This is a genomic window from Methylomonas rivi (genome assembly GCF_024505165.1).
In the GTDB taxonomy this organism is placed as follows: Bacteria; Pseudomonadota; Gammaproteobacteria; order Methylococcales; family Methylomonadaceae; genus Methylomonas; species Methylomonas rivi.
In genome coordinates this window covers 13,210-30,363 of sequence record NZ_JANIBK010000017.1, presented here as the reverse complement: position 1 = coordinate 30,363, position 17,154 = coordinate 13,210, and the positions used below count along the sequence as shown (strand labels likewise).

The 17,154-nt window shown below is 53.5% G+C and carries 16 protein-coding genes; 9 read left to right on the top strand and 7 right to left on the bottom strand.

The window, feature by feature from the left end; genetic code table 11:
- Positions 1–53 precede the first annotated feature (53 nt).
- From NP596_RS05175 to NP596_RS05165, 3 genes are all read left to right on the top strand, one after another.
- Positions 54–2,222 (top strand): zeta toxin family protein, encoded by a 2,169-nt coding sequence (locus NP596_RS05175; protein ID WP_371927906.1) that lies wholly within the window; start codon positions 54–56, stop codon positions 2,220–2,222.
- 261 nt (positions 2,223–2,483) lie between these two features.
- Positions 2,484–4,490 carry a DNA helicase Rep gene (gene rep / locus NP596_RS05170; protein WP_256614202.1) on the top strand — a complete coding sequence of 669 codons (2,007 nt, stop codon included), beginning with the start codon at positions 2,484–2,486 and terminating at the stop codon, positions 4,488–4,490.
- A 194-nt stretch (positions 4,491–4,684) separates the two neighbouring features.
- Positions 4,685–6,736, top strand: a complete 2,052-nt coding sequence (locus NP596_RS05165; RefSeq protein WP_256614200.1) for a GAF domain-containing protein — start codon at positions 4,685–4,687, stop codon at positions 6,734–6,736.
- Between the two features lie 78 nt (positions 6,737–6,814).
- On the opposite strand, the gene NP596_RS05160 is transcribed toward NP596_RS05165, so the two are convergent.
- Positions 6,815–8,164: a DegQ family serine endoprotease gene (locus NP596_RS05160; RefSeq protein WP_256614199.1), complete on the bottom strand. Its 1,350-nt coding sequence runs from the start codon at positions 8,162–8,164 to the stop codon at positions 6,815–6,817.
- Positions 8,165–8,304: 140 nt separating this feature from the next.
- Between NP596_RS05160 and NP596_RS05155 the strand changes: the two genes are divergently transcribed.
- Positions 8,305–9,636, top strand: a complete 1,332-nt coding sequence (locus NP596_RS05155; RefSeq protein ID WP_256614198.1) for a cyclic nucleotide-binding domain-containing protein — start codon at positions 8,305–8,307, stop codon at positions 9,634–9,636.
- A 61-nt stretch (positions 9,637–9,697) separates the two neighbouring features.
- Here NP596_RS05155 and rpmG read toward each other — a convergent pair whose 3' ends face one another.
- Positions 9,698–9,853 carry a 50S ribosomal protein L33 gene (rpmG, locus tag NP596_RS05150; protein ID WP_045778960.1) on the bottom strand — a complete coding sequence of 52 codons (156 nt, stop codon included), beginning with the start codon at positions 9,851–9,853 and terminating at the stop codon, positions 9,698–9,700.
- 11 nt (positions 9,854–9,864) lie between these two features.
- On the bottom strand, positions 9,865–10,101 hold the full coding sequence (gene rpmB / locus NP596_RS05145; RefSeq protein ID WP_013816852.1) for a 50S ribosomal protein L28: 237 nt from the start codon (positions 10,099–10,101) through the stop codon (positions 9,865–9,867).
- A gap of 139 nt (positions 10,102–10,240) precedes the next feature.
- Here rpmB and gshB point away from each other — a divergent pair, with 139 nt between their 5' ends.
- Genes gshB through ruvX form a run of 4 tightly spaced genes read left to right on the top strand, consistent with a single transcriptional unit; the run spans position 10,241 to position 13,159 of the window.
- Positions 10,241–11,197: a glutathione synthase gene (gene gshB / locus NP596_RS05140; RefSeq protein ID WP_256614197.1), complete on the top strand. Its 957-nt coding sequence runs from the start codon at positions 10,241–10,243 to the stop codon at positions 11,195–11,197.
- 9 nt (positions 11,198–11,206) lie between these two features.
- Positions 11,207–12,097 carry an energy transducer TonB gene (locus tag NP596_RS05135; RefSeq protein WP_504129735.1) on the top strand — a complete coding sequence of 297 codons (891 nt, stop codon included), beginning with the start codon at positions 11,207–11,209 and terminating at the stop codon, positions 12,095–12,097.
- Positions 12,098–12,114: 17 nt separating this feature from the next.
- Positions 12,115–12,681: a YqgE/AlgH family protein gene (locus tag NP596_RS05130; RefSeq protein ID WP_256614195.1), complete on the top strand. Its 567-nt coding sequence runs from the start codon at positions 12,115–12,117 to the stop codon at positions 12,679–12,681.
- A complete protein-coding gene (gene ruvX, locus NP596_RS05125; RefSeq protein WP_256614194.1) occupies positions 12,674–13,159 on the top strand; it encodes a Holliday junction resolvase RuvX in 486 nt (161 codons plus the stop codon). The genes NP596_RS05130 and ruvX overlap by 8 nt, the downstream gene beginning before the upstream one ends.
- 553 nt (positions 13,160–13,712) lie before the next feature.
- Here ruvX and NP596_RS05120 read toward each other — a convergent pair.
- Together NP596_RS05120 and tmpT are read right to left on the bottom strand one after the other, a co-directional pair.
- Positions 13,713–14,516 carry a sulfite exporter TauE/SafE family protein gene (locus NP596_RS05120; protein ID WP_256614193.1) on the bottom strand — a complete coding sequence of 268 codons (804 nt, stop codon included), beginning with the start codon at positions 14,514–14,516 and terminating at the stop codon, positions 13,713–13,715.
- 11 nt (positions 14,517–14,527) lie between these two features.
- On the bottom strand, positions 14,528–15,172 hold the full coding sequence (tmpT, locus tag NP596_RS05115; protein ID WP_256614192.1) for a thiopurine S-methyltransferase: 645 nt from the start codon (positions 15,170–15,172) through the stop codon (positions 14,528–14,530).
- 136 nt (positions 15,173–15,308) lie between these two features.
- Here tmpT and NP596_RS05110 point away from each other — a divergent pair, with 136 nt between their 5' ends.
- On the top strand, positions 15,309–15,731 hold the full coding sequence (locus NP596_RS05110; protein ID WP_256614190.1) for a helix-turn-helix domain-containing protein: 423 nt from the start codon (positions 15,309–15,311) through the stop codon (positions 15,729–15,731).
- Between the two features lie 57 nt (positions 15,732–15,788).
- On the opposite strand, the gene NP596_RS05105 is transcribed toward NP596_RS05110, so the two are convergent.
- A complete protein-coding gene (locus NP596_RS05105) occupies positions 15,789–16,667 on the bottom strand; it encodes an EamA family transporter (protein ID WP_256614189.1) in 879 nt (292 codons plus the stop codon).
- Between the two features lie 3 nt (positions 16,668–16,670).
- A complete protein-coding gene (locus tag NP596_RS05100) occupies positions 16,671–17,099 on the bottom strand; it encodes a VOC family protein (protein WP_256614188.1) in 429 nt (142 codons plus the stop codon).
- Between the last annotated feature and the right edge of the window lie 55 nt (positions 17,100–17,154).

The window sequence follows — 17,154 nt, the reverse complement described above, 5'->3', positions numbered from 1 at the left end:
AAACCAGCGGAGCCCACCGTCCAAGAGCAGGGCCAGCAATCAGGGGGATGAGCATGAATAAAAACCCGAACCGAGACATTCCGGGTTATCGGCAACTAAAGCGCTTGCGAACCGCTTTGGGGATTGCCCAGGGCAGCCGGCTGTTGTCGCGGCTGCTGCAGGAGTTGGAATCCACCGTCTCCCACGACCAAACCAAGCGCGTCACTTATATGACCGAATTGTTCACCCGCATCCACCGGGAGATGTTCAGCGACTGGAGGGAACAGATCACGGTCAACCACCGGCCGGGCACCATGCTGGAGAAGGAAAAGCGCAAACGCTTCCGGATTGCCATCGAACGCCTGGTGCTGGATGGCGACAGCAATCAGGACAGCGCGATTTTCGACAACAACGGCTTTGTCATGCAATGCGACGACATCGCCGCCCGCCTGGCCAGTTTTTATCAGGAACTGCGGGTTATTCGCCCCTATTCCTTCGGCAACCGCATTACCCTGGATCTGTTTATTACCGCGCTGGGGAATTTGCCGGCCTTCAAGGCCGTATACGAACAAGGCATAGACTTCCGCCGTCTGGCGCATGCGGATGCCATTGCCTTGCACGACCCGGACAGCAACCATGCCGCCATCACCCAGGCGTTTAGCAATGCGCTGGATCCGACCCGCACCCATAGCCTGGTCAACAAGGCCAACGGCTACGGCAAATGGCCGGAAAACAAGCGCTTTCTGCAAGGCATTCCGTTTTTATCCCACACCACGGCGGACGGCATCGATTGCCTGGTGACCGTCAACGGCGGCCTGGTGCCGCTGGACAGCATCCAAGTCGACCAATTCATTACCGGCCAGCATTTTGCCGATAATTCTTTAAGCGTCTCGGAACACGTCATAGGCTATTTGCCCGGCACCGAGGAGTTGCGCGCGCCAGGCAAAACCGAAATCGACGCCATCCCGGTTCGCGAGGATGGCGTGGCGCCGCTGTTCTGCCTGGACATCAACATGCTGACCAGCCTGCGCCCGCCCAGTCACGCCGAACTACTGGATTTAATCAGGCAATTTGCCGGCGAACAGGCCAAGGTGTTTGTACTGGCGGACAATCCGGCCCTAAAACACAAAATGCTGGCGGCCACCCACGGCGAAAGCCGTTTGCAACGCACCATAGAAATTGCCTATAAACGCTTGGGCAAAATCAACCTGGCCTTGCAAACCGCGCTACGCAACATCTTTAACGGCAAAACCGCCGTCGATAAACCGAAGCTGTTCATGTGCATGGGCGGGGCCGGGGCCGGCAAAACAGCGGTGGAGGAAATCGCCCGCTCCCAGTGCGGGGACAATTTCGTGGTGGCCTCGCTGGACGAATTCCGCAAACTCAGCGATTTGTATTGCCTGCTGACCGCCGCCAATCATCATAGCGACGATTACGTTTACGTGGAGCCGTTCGCCAACCGCTTGCGGGATTTGGTGGCTGACCACGCCCGGCAGAATCGCATCAATTTGTTATACGACGGTACCGGCATTCCTTATCAACCGCGTTACTCGACCGTGATCAGCCAGTTTCAAAGCGCCGGCTTCCATACTCAAATCACCGCCGTCGATGCGTTTCTGGTCAAACCGGCCGGGCGGGAAGAAGAGTTGTCGCGGGCCGGCGTGATCGGCAGCGTCAAATCGCGTTACGAAGCCACCGGCCGGGCCCTGCCCTGGGTGGTCACCATAGACAAACACATCCGCTCGCCGCAGGCTTTTCTGCTGGCCTTGCAGGATACCGCGCTGGCGAAACTTTCGTTGTTCGCCAACGACGGCGAGCGCGACCAGCATTATCTGGTGGCGGAAAGTTTTTTAATGTACGACGAAGACATCGAACACCTGCACGAGCAACAAATCGCCCGCACTTTGGCGCCGCATTTCAAAACCATCATGAGCCGTCATCACGACTCGGTATTGAAGAACATGGCCCGGCATTACGACGGCGCCTTAAAAGCCCTGATCGAGCGCAACCCGGCCTTGAGCGAGGATAATGTCGGTTATTTGGTTTATCGCGGCAGCGAGCACAACAGGGTGCTGGCTATTTACAACGTCAGACGCATGGTGGATTTCGTGCAAAAACGCCAGCTCAACCCCAATGCCTCCGGCGAGGACGGCCTGCTGCACAAACCCTGGGCGCTGGGTTTTCACGTCGACCCGCAAGCCAAACAGGCCTGGATTACCCGCTTGCAGGGGACGGTGGAATAATACCGGCGTATTATTTGAGCCGATTTTCTTCATAAGCATTGCGGCAAACCGAATCGGCATTGCGCTTTGGCCGGTAATGCCCAATAATCCGTTGAAATTTTCAGCAGCCGGAAAATGCCGTGGACAGCGTGAATTTCAGCGCCCCGGGCTACGTTAATGGCGCGTTGAACACCGCATATCCGGCACGGAACAACAGTGCCGCGATTGCCGATTCGATATCCGCGGCCGCCCGCAAAAAAACCACTAAAGCAAACCTGGTCCATGTCGCCCAAACTCAACCCGCAACAACAAGCCGCCGTTAAAATCATAGACCGTCCCCTGCTGGTACTGGCCGGGGCCGGCAGCGGCAAGACCCGGGTGATTACCGAGAAAATCGCCTATTTGGTGCAACAAGGCCTGCCCGCCCGTCATATTGCCGCCGTCACCTTTACCAACAAGGCGGCGCGGGAAATGAAAAGCCGGGTGTCCAAATTGCTGGACGACAAACAAAGCCGCGGCCTGCGGGTATCGACCTTTCACTCGCTAGGGCTGGACATCCTGCGGGCGGAGCACAAAACCCTGGGTTACAAAGCCGCCATCACCCTGTTCGACGAACAGGACCGGCTGGCCTTGTTGCGCAATCTGATCGGCCACGGCCTGAAAGACTGCGACCTCGACGAGGTCGAGCAATATAACCGGCAAATCGGCCAATGGAAAAACGCTTTCGTCACCCCGGAACAGGCTCTCGGCCACGCCGATGCTACCACTCTTGCCGCCGCGCGGCTTTACGATGCTTACACCCGCAGCCTGAAGGCCTATAACGCCGTCGATTTCGACGACCTGATTTTGCTGCCGGTATTACTGTTTCAGCAACATGCGCCGGTACTGGAAAAATGGCAAAACAAAATCCGTTATCTGCTGGTGGACGAATACCAGGATACCAACATCACCCAGTACCAATTGGTGCGCTTGTTGGCCGGCAATTTGGGCCGCTTCACCGTGGTGGGCGACGACGATCAATCCATTTACGCCTGGCGCGGCGCGCAGCCGGAAAACCTCGGCCAGTTGCAGAAAGATTACGGCCGCCTGCAAGTCATCAAACTGGAGCAAAACTACCGCTCCTGCGGGCGGATTTTGAAAGTCGCCAACCAATTGATCGCCAACAATCCGCATACCTTCGAGAAAAAACTCTGGAGCGAACTGGGCTACGGCGATCCGCTGCGGGTATTGAGCCATAAATCCGATCAGCACGAAGCCAAGCAGATTGCCGCCGAAATCGTCCACCACCGCTTCAAGCACGGCGGCAGCTATGCCGATTACGCGATTCTGTATCGCGGCAACCACCAGTCGCGCCTGTTCGAAAAGGAACTGCGCGAAAACAACGTGCCGTATTTCATCAGCGGCAGCACCTCGTTTTTTAGCTATGCGGAAATCAAGGACGTGCTGGCCTACCTGCGGTTAATGGTCAACCCCGGCGACGATGCGGCTTTTCTGCGCATCATCAACGCCCCGCGGCGGGAAATCGGCCCCACCACGCTGGAAAAGCTGGGTGCCTACGCCAACGAACGCCATATCAGCCTGTTCGACGCCTGTTCCGAGTTTGGCTTGCAGCAGCGGCTGTCGGAAAAATCGGTGCAGAGGTTGGGGCAATTTTGCGGCTGGATCAACGAGACCGCCCGCAAAATCGAGCAGGAAGATAGCTTTAAAGTCATCCAGCAAATGCTGGAGCAGATCGAATACCGGCAATGGTTGCAGGAAAACAGTAAAACCCCGGCCGCCGCCGAACGCCGCATGAGCAATGTGTACGAATTGATCGAATGGCTGCAGCGGATTGCCGGCAACGAACAGGGCGAGGGGAAATCGCTAGCGGATGTGATCGCCAAGGTCATGTTGCTGGATATTCTGGACAGGAACCAGGAACAGGAAGCCGGCGACCAGGTTAGTTTAATGACGCTGCACGCCGCCAAGGGACTGGAATTTCCGCATGTGTTTCTGATCGGCATGGAGGAAAACCTGTTGCCGCATCAAAACAGCATAGACAGCGGCAATATCGAGGAAGAGCGCCGGCTGGCCTACGTCGGCATCACCCGGGCACAGAAAACCCTGACCTTCAGTTATTGCACCCATCGCAAACGCTACGGCGAAATCAGCGAATCCGAACCCAGCCGGTTTTTAAGCGAACTGCCGGCTGACGATCTGGAATGGGCCAATAAAAAACAACTGCCGCCGGAAGAGATCAAACAGCGCGGCAAGGCCAGTCTGGCGCAACTGCGGGAAATGCTGGCATAACCCGCCGGTTTATTCCGCACGCCGTCGGAACCGTATAAGCCGGTGGCTCACGCCCTCAACCTATTCTCCAGCCGGCTGGCAATTCGTCCGGACTGCGATATACTGGCCCTGTATCCAATTTAAACCTCCGCATCCGCTCTATATGCATTCGGCACGCCCTTTACTCCGACTTTACCGGCATGGTAAAGGCTAAATTGATAACATTTAGCCTGAGCCGACCTTACTTGGCGCAGTTTCTAAAACGCTATTTATTCCTGGCCCTATTGACCTGCGCGGGCGCTTACTATTTTTACCACGGCGTTCAAGAGCGCATTTCCATTCGGAATAGGGCGCATGAACGCATCGGCGTCGAACTCAAAAAAGACGCCCTCGACAACCTCCTGCGGACGGCAAGGCGCGATCTCCGCCTGATTACCGACCACTACCAGCTGAAACGCATCCTCGAGCATCCGTCCCCCGACGCGTTGCATAACTTCGAACTGGATATGCTTAACCTATCGGCCGCGACCAAAATTTATGACCAGATTCGCTGGATAGACGAATCCGGCTATGAGCGAGTGCGCATCGATTATAACAATGGCAAGCCATCGCGGACACCCGAGGCGGAATTGCAAGACAAAAGCAGCCGATATTACTTTATGGAAACCCATAAATTAAATGCCGGCGCGGTTTACGTGTCCCCCCTGGACCTGAATATCGAACATGCCAATCTGGAATTCCCCCACAAGCCCATGCTGCGTATTGCAGCGCCGGTATTCGACAGCCTTGGCGGGCGGCGCGGCATTGTAGTTCTCAATTATTTTGGCGCCGAATTATTGGCCCGCTTCGAGAAGGCCGGAACCGAAATTGCCGGCCGCGCCATGCTGCTTAATCCGCAAGGCTTCTGGCTAAACAGCCCTTTGCCCGACAAAAACCGTGGCTTTATTTTCACGCCCACAACGCCCGGTTTTTCTAATCACTACCCCGAAATCTGGGAGCGGATTAAGCAAGCCGAGCGCGGCCAATTCGAGGACGCCGCCGGGGTCTGGACTTTCGATACGCTCTACCCCGACCGGGACGATGACGCCCGGCCGGACGAGGTAACCGCAAATGCCTGGAAAATTGTCTCCCTGTTGCCCTCCGAGGCGCTGTACGGCGACCGGGCTTTGTTCAAGCCTGTTCTGGGATCGATGCTGGCGCTGTTGCTTTTGGAAGGTATCGGTTGCTGGAAGCTGGCCGGCCTGCGTCAATCCGGAAAACATTTGCAAGCCCAACTACTGCAATCCGAGCAAAATCTGCACAAGCTGATAGCGGAGCGCACCGCCCAATTGCAGGAGGCCGCGGCTTTGCGCGAGCAAACCGAAAACCGCTTGCAATTGCCGAACGCGGCGCTCAAGGCAGCCGCCAATGCCGTCGTCATTACCGACAATCATGCCGTCATCCGCTGGGCCAATCCGGCTTTTGCCGCCCTGACCGGCTTCCCCTTGGAAGACGCGCTCGGCAAACCGCCCAAAGACCTAGTCCGCTCCGGGCTGCAAAGCGAAGCATTTTATCGGGCCTTGTCTATCAGCATCCTCGGCAAGCGGGTCTGGCGCGGGGAAATTGTCAATACGCATAAAGACGGCTTTTCATATACCGAATCGCTGACCATCACCCCGGTTGGCGACAGGGACGGCGGCATCACCCATTTCATTGCGGTAAAAGACAACATTTCCGAGCGTAAACATGCCGAAACGCGCCTGGCCAATTTGACCCGCGTGTATACCCTGTTAAGCAACATCAATCAGGCTATCGTGCACTTGCGCGATACGGATATACTGTTAAAAGAAGTGTGCCGCATTGCCGTACAGGATGGCGGCTTCGGCATGGCCTGGGTCGGTTGGCCGGACGCCGGCGGCAAGGCGCTGGTTCCGGCCGCTTTCGCCGGTATCGATAGGGAAACCCTGGAGCAACTCAATAATTTAGCCGCGCCCGGCGATCAAAATACCTATCCGGCCAATGCCGCCTACAATCAAGCTTGTAGCGTCGGCAGCAACGATATCGAACGCGATCCGCGTACTCAGGCCTGGCGGCATAAAGCGTTAGCCTTGGGCTACCATAGCGTGCTGGCCCTGCCTATCACGGTCAAGGGCAGGGTACGGGGGGTGTTTTCGCTATACGCGGGTACCACCGGCGCATTTACCAATCAGGCGATCAAGCTGCTGGGCGACATGGCCGATGACATTGCCTTCGCGCTGGACATGGACGAAGCCGAGCACCGCCGGTAGCGCGGAACCGCGAAAACCGTCCGTAGCGGAAATCGAGCGTTGGCGCAGGCCCTGAACCCGGCCGGCGCCAACTCGGCATTATTGCAGTACGACGAAAAAACCTTCCCCGTTGCGTTGCAAATTGATTAATAAGGCGGATTGCGGGTCGACTGCTTGTTTAAATTCATCCAGATTTCTGACCCGGTAGCGGTTGGCGCTGACGATAATATCGCCTGGGCGCAAACCGGTTTTCCAAGCATACGATTTAGGCTCGATTTTTTCCAATAACACGCCTTCGATCTGGCCTTTACCGGTCACGCCCAAAGTCACCCCTTTCAAAATCGGATGTATCTTGTCGCCCGCGATTTCAGGACGCTTGGGTTTGCCTATCACGGCCTGCAAACTCAAACGTTCCTCGCCGCGCATGACCTCGATATTGGCCGTATCGCCCACCTGCAACAAACTGATGGCGGTGCGGATCTGGCTGCTGCCGTTCCTGATTTCCTGCCCGTTAACCGCGACGATTATGTCGCCGGGTTCGATACCGGCTTTTTCCGCCGGCGAACCGGCGTCAACGCGGCTGACGACCGCGCCGTGCTGGCCTTTCAAATTAAAGGCCTTCACCAGTTCCGCGGTTAAATCCTGCGTGGTCACGCCCAGCAAGCCGCGGCGGACTTCGCCATGCTGAACCAGCGACTCCATCAATTTGACGGCCATATTCGACGGAATGGCGAAACCGATGCCGACATTGCCGCCGCTGGGCGCCAGAATCGCCGTATTCATGCCGACGAATTCGCCGCGCAAGTTCACCAGCGCGCCGCCGGAGTTGCCGGGATTGATCGAGGCATCGGTTTGAATGAAATCCTCATAGCCTTCTATGCCCAAGCCGGAACGGCCCAGGGCGCTGACGATGCCGGAGGTAACGGTTTGCCCCAATCCAAAAGGGTTCCCGATCGCCACCACGAAATCGCCTACTTTTAATTGGCTGGAATCTGCAATCTTCAACGCGGATAAATTGTCGGCCGGAATTTGGATCACCGCCACGTCGGCCTCGGGGTCGGTGCCCAACAGTTTGGCGTTCAATTGCCGGCCATCGCTAAGCGTGACGGTTATTTTGTCGGCCTTGTCGATCACATGGTTGTTGGTCAGCACATAGCCTTCATCCTTGTCGATGATGACACCCGAGCCCAAACTGTTCCGCTGCTGCTGGCGCGGATTATTGGGTATGCCGAAAAAATGCCGGAACACCGGATCGTTTAGTAACGGATTGTCCTGCATGCGCACATTGGTGGAGGTGGAAATGTTTACCACGGCCGGCATGCTGCGCTCCAGCATCGGCGCCAGGGTCGGCAATTGCTCGCCATCCACTTGCAGCGGCAATGCGGCATGGGTTTGCCAAACAGTGAAAACGAGTGAAAAAAACAGCCCTATTTTTGTCTTGTTGGTCATAAGTGTCTTCCGGCAGTCAATGAGCCAGCATGGACAAGCCGGCTGTAAAAATGTTTCACTAAAAAATATTAACGCATAATCGTCTATGATAGGCGCTTTTGCTCCCGGCATTTTAATTCGCGCTCATCCTGCGTCAAACCATGGCAGTCGATTCCCAGTCCGAAGAAGCCCGCATCATCCGGCAATTGATTCCTCTATCGACCTTGCCGTCGCAAGCGTTTATCAGCCTGTGCGCGCAATTACAGCTCGAACACGCCGAACAGGGCGCGGTTTTGTTCAAGCGCGGCGACCGGAACACCAGCCTTTATTATTTGCTGGACGGCTCGATTAATTTGCAAACCGAAACGTTCACAATAGAAACCCTCAAGGCCGGCAGCGATTCGGCCCGTTTTGCGATCGCCCACCAAGTACCCAGAAAAGTTGATGCGGTAGCCAATAGCAGAATTCAGTTTTTGCGTTTGAATGCTGATATGATGAAAATAACAACAGAAACCGCTTATGAAGAGAACGAAAGCACTATGATGGTTGACGATTTGGACGCGAACGGTGACTGGATGACGACTTTATTGAAGTCGCCTATTTTTCGCGCGCTGCCACCCGCCAACCTGCAAAAACTGCTGATGAGTTTACAAGAAATCAGCTGCGCTCCGGGCGTGCCCATCATTCGCCAGGGCGAACCGGGCGATTATTACTACATCATCAAAAAAGGCCAGGCCGTAATCAGCCGCAAGCCGTCTCCCAATGCCAAGGATATCAAACTGTCCAAACTGGCCGACCTGGATACCTTCGGCGAAGATGCCTTGATTTCCGGCGAACCGAGAAGCACCACGGTTACGGCGATCACCGACATGACCTTGTTACGGCTGGGCAAGGAACAGTTCATTAACCTGATCAAGCTGCCCACGCTCAAATACATCGGTATCGACGGCCTGCACGAGCACACGCGCCAGGGCGCGGAAGTGATAGATGTGCGCGGCCCCGATGAATACAAGAACAGCCATCTGCCGAACAGCACGAATGTGCCGTTTTTTTCGCTGCGCATGTATCTGAAAACCCTGAATCGCCATCATCCGGTCATTGTGGTTTGCAAAGACGGCAAAACCAGCGAAATGGCGGCCTTTATACTGCAGCAGAATAAGTTCAACGCGCTGATCCTGAAAAACGGCATTAGCGGCCTCGACCCGGAGCAACTGCGCGCCGAACCCGCCTCGTTTAGCATTGACGACGGCACCGAAACCGGCAACCTTTCCGGCCCCGTCGGCGAACCGTCTCCGTTGACCCTGGCAGAGCAAACCGACGAGCGGACGGAAGAAGCGGCAACCGGCGACTTAAGGCAAGTGGTTCAGCAGCTCAAAGCCAAATGCCGGGCGCTGGAGGCGGAAAAAATGACCTTGGAATTGAAATGCTCGTCGCTGACCAGGCAACTGGAAAAATTTAAAACCGAGCAGGAAAGAATGGGGGGGAAGAACTGAAGCGTCGGCTAGCGCAAGCGGAATGCTTGACTAGCCTGTCGCTTTGACAACAAAAAGCCGGTTATTTGATTTTGGCTTCTTTATACATCACATGCTTGCGAACCACGGGATCGAATTTTTTGATCTCCATTTTCTCGGGCATGGTTTTTTTGTTTTTGGTGGTGGTGTAGAAGTGGCCGGTACCTTCTGTCGAAACCAATTTGATTTTATCGCGCATGTTAATTCTCCTTAAACTTTTTCGCCGCGGCCGCGGATGTCGGCCAACACGGCATCGATACCGTTCTTGTCAATAATACGCATGCCTTTTGAGGATACTCTCAGGCGAACCCAACGGTTTTCGCTTTCAACCCAAAATCTGTGATGATGCAGATTCGGCGTAAAACGTCTTTTGGTTCTGTTCATTGCGTGTGAAACGTTGTGCCCGCTGACGGGACGCTTACCGGTTACTTGGCATACTCTGGACATGACTACCTCAATGCGAGCTTTTGATTCAAAATAGCCGAGCTTTATACCAAAAATACTTTTGCCGGTAAACAACATTCTTAAAAATAATTTGTTAGAATTTTGCAATTATCTTTCGATACTTAATTAAAACAGGACGCGAATGACGCTTAAATTCGGCATGGTCATGGATCCCATCGGCCAGATCAACATCAAAAAAGACACCAGTTTCGCCATGCTGCTGGAGGCGCAAGCGCGCGGTTGGGAGCTGCATTACATGGAACTGGGCGACCTGTTTTTGCAAAACGGCCAGACATTTGCCCGCTCCCGCTTGCTGGAGGTCGAGCGCAACGAGCTCCAGTGGCATCGTTTTACCGGCGAGCGGGAAATCCATTTAGCCGAGTTGGACGTGATCCTGATGCGCAAGGACCCGCCCTTCAACCAGGAATACATCTATGCCACCTACATGCTGGAACAAGCGGAACGGCAGGGGGTTTACGTGGTCAACAAGCCGCAATCCTTGCGCGATGCCAACGAAAAAATGTATACCGCCTGGTTTCCGCAATGCTGCACCGACACGTTTGTCGCCCGCGACCCGCAAAAACTTCGCGGCTTCTTGCGGCAACATAAGGAAATCATCCTGAAGCCGCTGGACGGCATGGGCGGCGCCTCGATTTTTCATGTACGCGAAAACGACCCCAACCTCAGCGTGATCCTGGAAACCATGACCGAGCATGCCTCGCGCTACATCATGGCGCAAAAATATCTGCCGGCGGTCAAGGACGGAGACAAACGTATTTTGATGGTGAATGGGGAGCCGGTGCCGTATTGTCTGGCCCGAATTCCGGCCAGCGGCGAAACCCGAGGCAATCTGGCCGCCGGCGGCCGCGGAGAAGGCCGCGAACTCAGCGAACGCGACCGCTGGATTGCCGAACAGGTCGGTCCTACCCTGCGCGAGAAGGGTCTGGTCTTCGTCGGCCTGGACGTGATCGGCGACTATCTGACCGAAGTCAACGTCACCAGCCCTACCTGCGTGCAGGAACTCGACAAGCAATTCGGCATCAATATCAGCGCGCAACTGATGGACCATATCCAAAACCGGCTACAACCGAAACAGTAAATCCCGATGATGCAAGACCAGCCTCTCACGAGCTCACCGCTTTCCAACGACGACTCGCTGTTACTGGCGGTATTCGTTGCAACGCTGGTGCACGTCGGCATTTTACTGGGCATCAATTTTAAAGCCCCGCAAGCGCCGAAGGCTAACAGATCGATCGAGATCACCTTGTCGCACGCCCCCTTAAAAAAGGCCCCCAAGCCAGCCAAATACCTGGCCCAGGATCATCAACTGGGGGCGGGCGACGCCACCCAAAAACCCGAACCCGTTAAGCAAAGCTTGCCCGCGCCGCCAGTTCGGGCCGCAACGCCCGTTCGAGCCGAACCGCCCAAACAACCCGCCCGCGAGGCTCAAAAACCGACGCCGCAAAAAGTCGTTACCCAAGCCAAGGCCCCGGTAAAAGTCGCCGCCCCCGTGGAAACGGTCGAAGAGCCGGTGGAAGAAACGAATACGGAACAACCCAAACTCACCGCCGAAGCCTTGCAGCAGCAAATCGCCCAATTGGGCGAACAGATCCGCAATACCCGGCAAAGCGCCGAAGACAGTAAAATCAAATTCGTCAGCTCGGTCAGCACCCATAAATATTTGGCGGCGCAATACGTCAAGGACTGGGAAGACAAGGTCGAACGCACCGGCAATCTCAATTATCCCGCGGCGGCCAGAAAACCCGGCGCGTCGCAATCGCTGACCATGGATGTCGGTATCAACGCCGACGGCAGCATTTACAGCATGCGCATCGTCAGATCGTCCGGCAACGCCGCGCTGGACGAAGCGGCCAAACGCATCGTCAAAATGAGCGCGCCGTTCGCGGAATTACCGACGGACTTACTCAAGGAAGTGAACGTTTTAGTCATTACCCGGGTCTGGAAGTTTTCAGACGAAACCGGCATGACCGCCCGCTAGCCCAACCCAGCATAGTTATGACAGATAGCACTTACCTGAATAATCAATTTTTGATCGCCATGCCCAGCCTGTTCGATCCGCACTTCTTTCATACCGTGACCTATTTGTGCCAACACAACCGGGAAGGCGCGCTGGGCATCGTCATCAACCGCCCCACCAATATGAAATTGAAGGATATTTTCGAGCAAATGGGCATAGAAACCGACCTGGAACAGGTGTTGAACACGCCGGTTTTTGCCGGCGGCCCGGTGCAGCAGGAACGCGGCTTCGTAATACACAGCCCCTGCGAACAAACCTGGGATTCCAGTATCTCGACCGCCGACAACATCAACCTGACCAGCTCCCGCGACATTCTGGAAGCCATCGCCAAGGGCCAAGGCCCGGCCCATTACCTGATTGCGCTAGGTTATGCCGGCTGGGGCAGCGGGCAACTGGAAAAGGAAATCGTCGAAAATGCCTGGCTTAATACGCCTTGCGGGGAAGCCATTTTGTACGAAACCCCGGTCAATCAACGCTGGAATGCCGCCGCCAGCCAACTGGGCATCGACATCAATCGCCTCACTACCGCCGCCGGCCATGGTTAAGCCCGACCCGCTGGCCGCCAAATTCAGCAGCGACGCTTATTTGGGGTTCGATTTCGGCAATAAAAAAATCGGCGTCGCGGTGGGTTACGCGGATACCGGCATCGCCAGCCCCTTGCAAACCCTACGCTCGCTCAACCAAGTGCCGGACTGGGATGCCATCGGCAAACTGATTGCGGAATGGCGTCCGCTCGGTTTGGTGGTGGGTATTTCCCGGCAACAAGACGGCTCGGACAATATCGTCACCCCGCGCATGCAAAAATTTTGCCGCCAACTCAACGGCCGCTACAATCTGCCAGTGCATCAAATCGACGAAACCCTGACCACTTTTGCCGCCAAGCAATTGTTATTTGATGACCTTAAAGTCAGTGCCGGTAAACTATGGGCAGTTCAGGACCAACTGGCCGCGCAACTGATTCTGCAAAGCTGGTTTAACCAATTTGCCGACAACGCAAAGAGACAGGACGAAGAACGAAAATGAGCGGCGATTTTTCCTTTCGTTTTTTCCGCTAATCGCAAAATAAGTTTGGAATGCAAGCCGCTAGGCTTAATCATTGAGTTCAATCACATGATTGAAATTCGGTTCTCGTAAAATTCACCGCTTGGTTAGGTAAGGCATGATCGTCTTGTTACGACCGATTGTGTTGAAAAAGTCGGTTTTTTAAGAATTTTGACCAATTTTACTGTTCGTCAAAAGCGTAACAATTTGTTTTTATTGGATTAAAAATTAGGCATACAACTGAGTTTTTCAGAAAATGGCCTTTTTCAACACAATCGACCCAAACCGGTCTGTCACGTTTCTCCAAACCGGTCAGTCGGCCAAAGCCAGTTTCTGAAGGCTGGCGAACTACAAACCAGTCGTTGGCGAACTCAACCAAGCCGCCAACAAGATACGGTCAGGAAATTTAGTGCAATGACAAGCATGTGCTTTAAAACTGCCGTTCCGATATGTCCGTCATGCCTACGAAATCTTTATCGCGCCACTTTTCGTTCCTGCTTATGGCATTGTTGAAGCTAATAATCTCAGATCAATACTAAACGAACGAAACTAGCATCTTTACACTCAAAATCAGCGAAATAATGGCGAATATCTTTTTCAAATAAACTACAGGCAGACTATGGGAGCAGGCAGCTCCGTAGGGGGCGACAATAGCACTAGCAATCGATATTGCTAAAAATGCCGGCACATTGATGAACCCGAAGACATAGGGATTGCTTAATGAGTCGTGCCAGCCGCTAATCATATAGCCAACAGTACCCGTAACAGCAATTGGAAACCCAATTGCCGACGAAGAACCAATAGCTTTTTTAATGTCCACATTCTTATATCCTAAGTATACAATCGTAAGGAAACCGCCACCCACTGCGGCAAGTGCTGATACCGATCCGACCACCACACCAGCCACAATTAGTCTGCCGAAACTTGTCGGCGTTAGACTAGGGTTTGGTTGCCAATTAATAAACATTTGCACAGCTATAAGTGCCATAAATAGCGCAAAAAATAGGGCAATAAAGGCCGAGTTAACGTTGGCGGCGAGTTGGGTCGTCAGAAAAGAGCCAACAATAATTCCCGGCGACATTCCCCGAACGATTTGCCAATCAACCGCACCTCGAGAAGCATGTGCGCGGATACTTGCTACTGAAGCAATCAGCATGCAAGCCAATGACGTTCCCAATGCCACATGAACGACCTTATCCACGCTAATACCTTGCTGAAGAAAAATGGATGACAGCAAAGGAACCAATATTCCCCCACCTCCAAGCCCCAACAAACCCGCCATATAACCAACCAAAGCACCCAATACAAGGTAAAACAATATCCATTCGACACCGGGCATATAAAACCAGCCTATTTATTAGCGTTTTGGAGTAACCAGGCGGTCTCCGTTGCTGCTACTTCCCCTTTCAGTCCTCCCTCGATATTCTTGCTTTCAACTGGCCTCAATCGGTAAGCAGCTCCATAATGTCGCTTGACTTCGTTTTCGGTCACTGAAAACGGAGGCCCATCCATCAGACGTTGGTCGTATTCATAAGTAATCAGTAACTGCGGAGCCGTGCCGCAAATGTTCATCAGATGGGAGGTATAGCGCTCTCGTATGTCGGCTGGTAGGGCAACCAAAGCCGCCCGATCATATATCGCACTTATGGTCCCAATATCTTCAGTAGACAGATCAAAAACATCGCCCACTAAAATGTCTATGTCTTTAGCGCTGTACCGGGTCAATTTGCCTTCTATAGAGATTTTCGGCTCTAAGCCAAGTTCTTTAAACAACTCATCGACGGCAAGTTTGCTCAATTCTGCGCCAACCACTCGATAACCGAAGGTAAGCAACCAGGCAAAATCCCGTGTTTTTCCACACAACGGCAGAAATACACGACTATCTTTTGCCAAATTTAGATTTTCGAAATGCGCTACCAGAAAAGGATTTGCTTCGCTTTCATGAAACGCAATCTCACCGCGTTCCCATTTTTGATGCCAGAAACTTGCTTCCATATCGACTCCTTAAATCATTGACGTATTAAAAATCACCACTGCCTTGATGTTTCAGTGTTGAACCAAGTTGTGTTCCGAGTTAGGATAAAAGTTCAAGTCAACTTGAAGTCAAGTATTAATTTCGACAGGTAAAATTATGGATATAACTGAGGTCGCAAAGGTATCTGGATTACCAGCCTCGACGTTACGATTCTATGAAGAAAAAGGATTGATCCAGTCTACTGGTCGCGTGGGTCTGCGCCGTCTATTCAATTCCGATGTGCTAGAGCGGCTGGCTTTAATCGGTTTGGGGCGTGGCGCCGGTTTTTCGCTTGATGAGATCAGTGAAATGTTTACCCCTGAAGGCCCCGAAATCAATAGAGCATTGCTTTTGGCCAAGGCGGATGAGTTGGACAGAAAGATTAAAGAACTGACGGCCATGCGAAATGGACTCCGTCATGCTGCGGTCTGCAACGCACCAAACCATTTTGAGTGTCCAAAATTTCTTCGTCTTCTCCGTGTTGCAGGTAAGAATCGGTTTAGACAGCCAAGTAAATTGAAGGAAAACAAATTTAAATGAGGCGTGCAAACTGCTGAATAACTGATGATTTGGTGAACCAACGCGCAGGCAAGATGACTATTTGGATTGCACTTTCGCAATTGATAGATTGCTGATCAAGCCTAAAAATAACAGTATCGAGCCGACAAACGCCGCGGTTGAAAGTGTCTCCCCCCAAAGAAGGTAGCCGATTGATAGGCCTATCAACGGTGTCAGTAAGGAAAAAGGGGAAACTGTGCTCGCCGGGTAATGGGTCAGCAACCGATTCCAGGCCAAAGTGCCTATCAGCAATGCACCGATCGACTGATAGATCAATGCGAGGATCGCACGAAAGGCGGCGGCCGGGTTCAAGTTGAAAATCGTCTGATGGTTTTCAAACTGAGCACTCATAAATGCCAGTACTACAGCAGGTATCAGCGATGCCCAGACGATAAACGTCAGGGAATCAGACCTCTGCCCGTCAATCGCTACCATTCTGACGACAATATTTCCCGATGCCCAGCCGCTAGCCCCGAATAAGCTCAAGGCAATGGCAAACGACGACACCACAGAAGTTTGGTCACTAGCAATAACGCTTACCCCAGTGATCGCTAGCCCCAAGGACAAAACTTTACGCATACAGAGCCGTTCCAACCGAAAAACGACAGCAAACAACAGCGTGAAAAATACCTGCGATTGCGCCAAGACGGAGCTGAGACTCGTCGGCAGCCCGTGGTGAATGGCTAGAAAAAGGCCACTGAATTGAACCGCTCCCCAGCCTGTCCCATATAAGAATATGGTTGACCAGTTAATGGTTGGCCGTGGGACAAACGGTATTAGCAAAGCCACCAAACCAAAGCGGAGACTGGCAAAAGCCAATGGCGGTAAATCCCGTAAGCCCCAACGGATCACCGAAAAACTGCCGCCCCAAACCAACACACACAATAGGGCAAGCAAGATGTGTCGCGGCGCCATCATCGGTCAGACGCCGACGACCGAACAAATCACCACCCGCCAACCGTCGGGGTCCACAAACGTTCGGCTTTTATCCAGCCAATAGGGATTCTCCGGATTGACTTCCTTGGCCCCGACTGCGGTTAGGTTAGCAAACAGTTTTTGTCGCTGCTCGGCATCGGTTACATATAACACCAAAAGATTTTCGGCAGAAGGCCGCGAGTAGGGAGCCCCGGATGCATACTGGATAAACTCCAGGTGATAGTTGCGTCCTGGTAAACCGAGCATGACACCGTCATAGCCGGAATGATTCTGGAATGAGCCAATCACCGGCAAGCCTAGCCCGTCTCGGTAAAACCGCACAACGGTGTCTAATTGGTTGGTAGGTCTGGCAATCCTGATTTGTGCGACGTGGATACCATTGGAAAATTCCAGGGGTAAGTTTGAATTCGACATGTTTAATCTCCTGACACCGGCCCGATACCACTATGGCTTCGGCTAAACCCGTTGT

What these genes read in the sequence shown, in the direction of transcription:
- NP596_RS05175 (WP_371927906.1), top strand. Translation starts at nt 54, where the DNA reads ATGAATAAAAACCCGAACCGAGACATTCCGGGTTATCGGCAACTAAAG.
- rep (WP_256614202.1), top strand. Translation starts at nt 2,484, where the DNA reads ATGTCGCCCAAACTCAACCCGCAACAACAAGCCGCCGTTAAAATCATA.
- NP596_RS05160 (WP_256614199.1), bottom strand. Translation starts at nt 8,164, where the DNA reads ATGACCAACAAGACAAAAATAGGGCTGTTTTTTTCACTCGTTTTCACT.
- NP596_RS05155 (WP_256614198.1), top strand. Translation starts at nt 8,305, where the DNA reads ATGGCAGTCGATTCCCAGTCCGAAGAAGCCCGCATCATCCGGCAATTG.
- rpmG (WP_045778960.1), bottom strand. Translation starts at nt 9,853, where the DNA reads ATGCGCGATAAAATCAAATTGGTTTCGACAGAAGGTACCGGCCACTTC.
- rpmB (WP_013816852.1), bottom strand. Translation starts at nt 10,101, where the DNA reads ATGTCCAGAGTATGCCAAGTAACCGGTAAGCGTCCCGTCAGCGGGCAC.
- gshB (WP_256614197.1), top strand. Translation starts at nt 10,241, where the DNA reads ATGACGCTTAAATTCGGCATGGTCATGGATCCCATCGGCCAGATCAAC.
- NP596_RS05135 (WP_504129735.1), top strand. Translation starts at nt 11,207, where the DNA reads ATGCAAGACCAGCCTCTCACGAGCTCACCGCTTTCCAACGACGACTCG.
- NP596_RS05130 (WP_256614195.1), top strand. Translation starts at nt 12,115, where the DNA reads ATGACAGATAGCACTTACCTGAATAATCAATTTTTGATCGCCATGCCC.
- ruvX (WP_256614194.1), top strand. Translation starts at nt 12,674, where the DNA reads ATGGTTAAGCCCGACCCGCTGGCCGCCAAATTCAGCAGCGACGCTTAT.
- NP596_RS05120 (WP_256614193.1), bottom strand. Translation starts at nt 14,516, where the DNA reads ATGCCCGGTGTCGAATGGATATTGTTTTACCTTGTATTGGGTGCTTTG.
- tmpT (WP_256614192.1), bottom strand. Translation starts at nt 15,172, where the DNA reads ATGGAAGCAAGTTTCTGGCATCAAAAATGGGAACGCGGTGAGATTGCG.
- NP596_RS05110 (WP_256614190.1), top strand. Translation starts at nt 15,309, where the DNA reads ATGGATATAACTGAGGTCGCAAAGGTATCTGGATTACCAGCCTCGACG.
- NP596_RS05105 (WP_256614189.1), bottom strand. Translation starts at nt 16,667, where the DNA reads ATGATGGCGCCGCGACACATCTTGCTTGCCCTATTGTGTGTGTTGGTT.
- NP596_RS05100 (WP_256614188.1), bottom strand. Translation starts at nt 17,099, where the DNA reads ATGTCGAATTCAAACTTACCCCTGGAATTTTCCAATGGTATCCACGTC.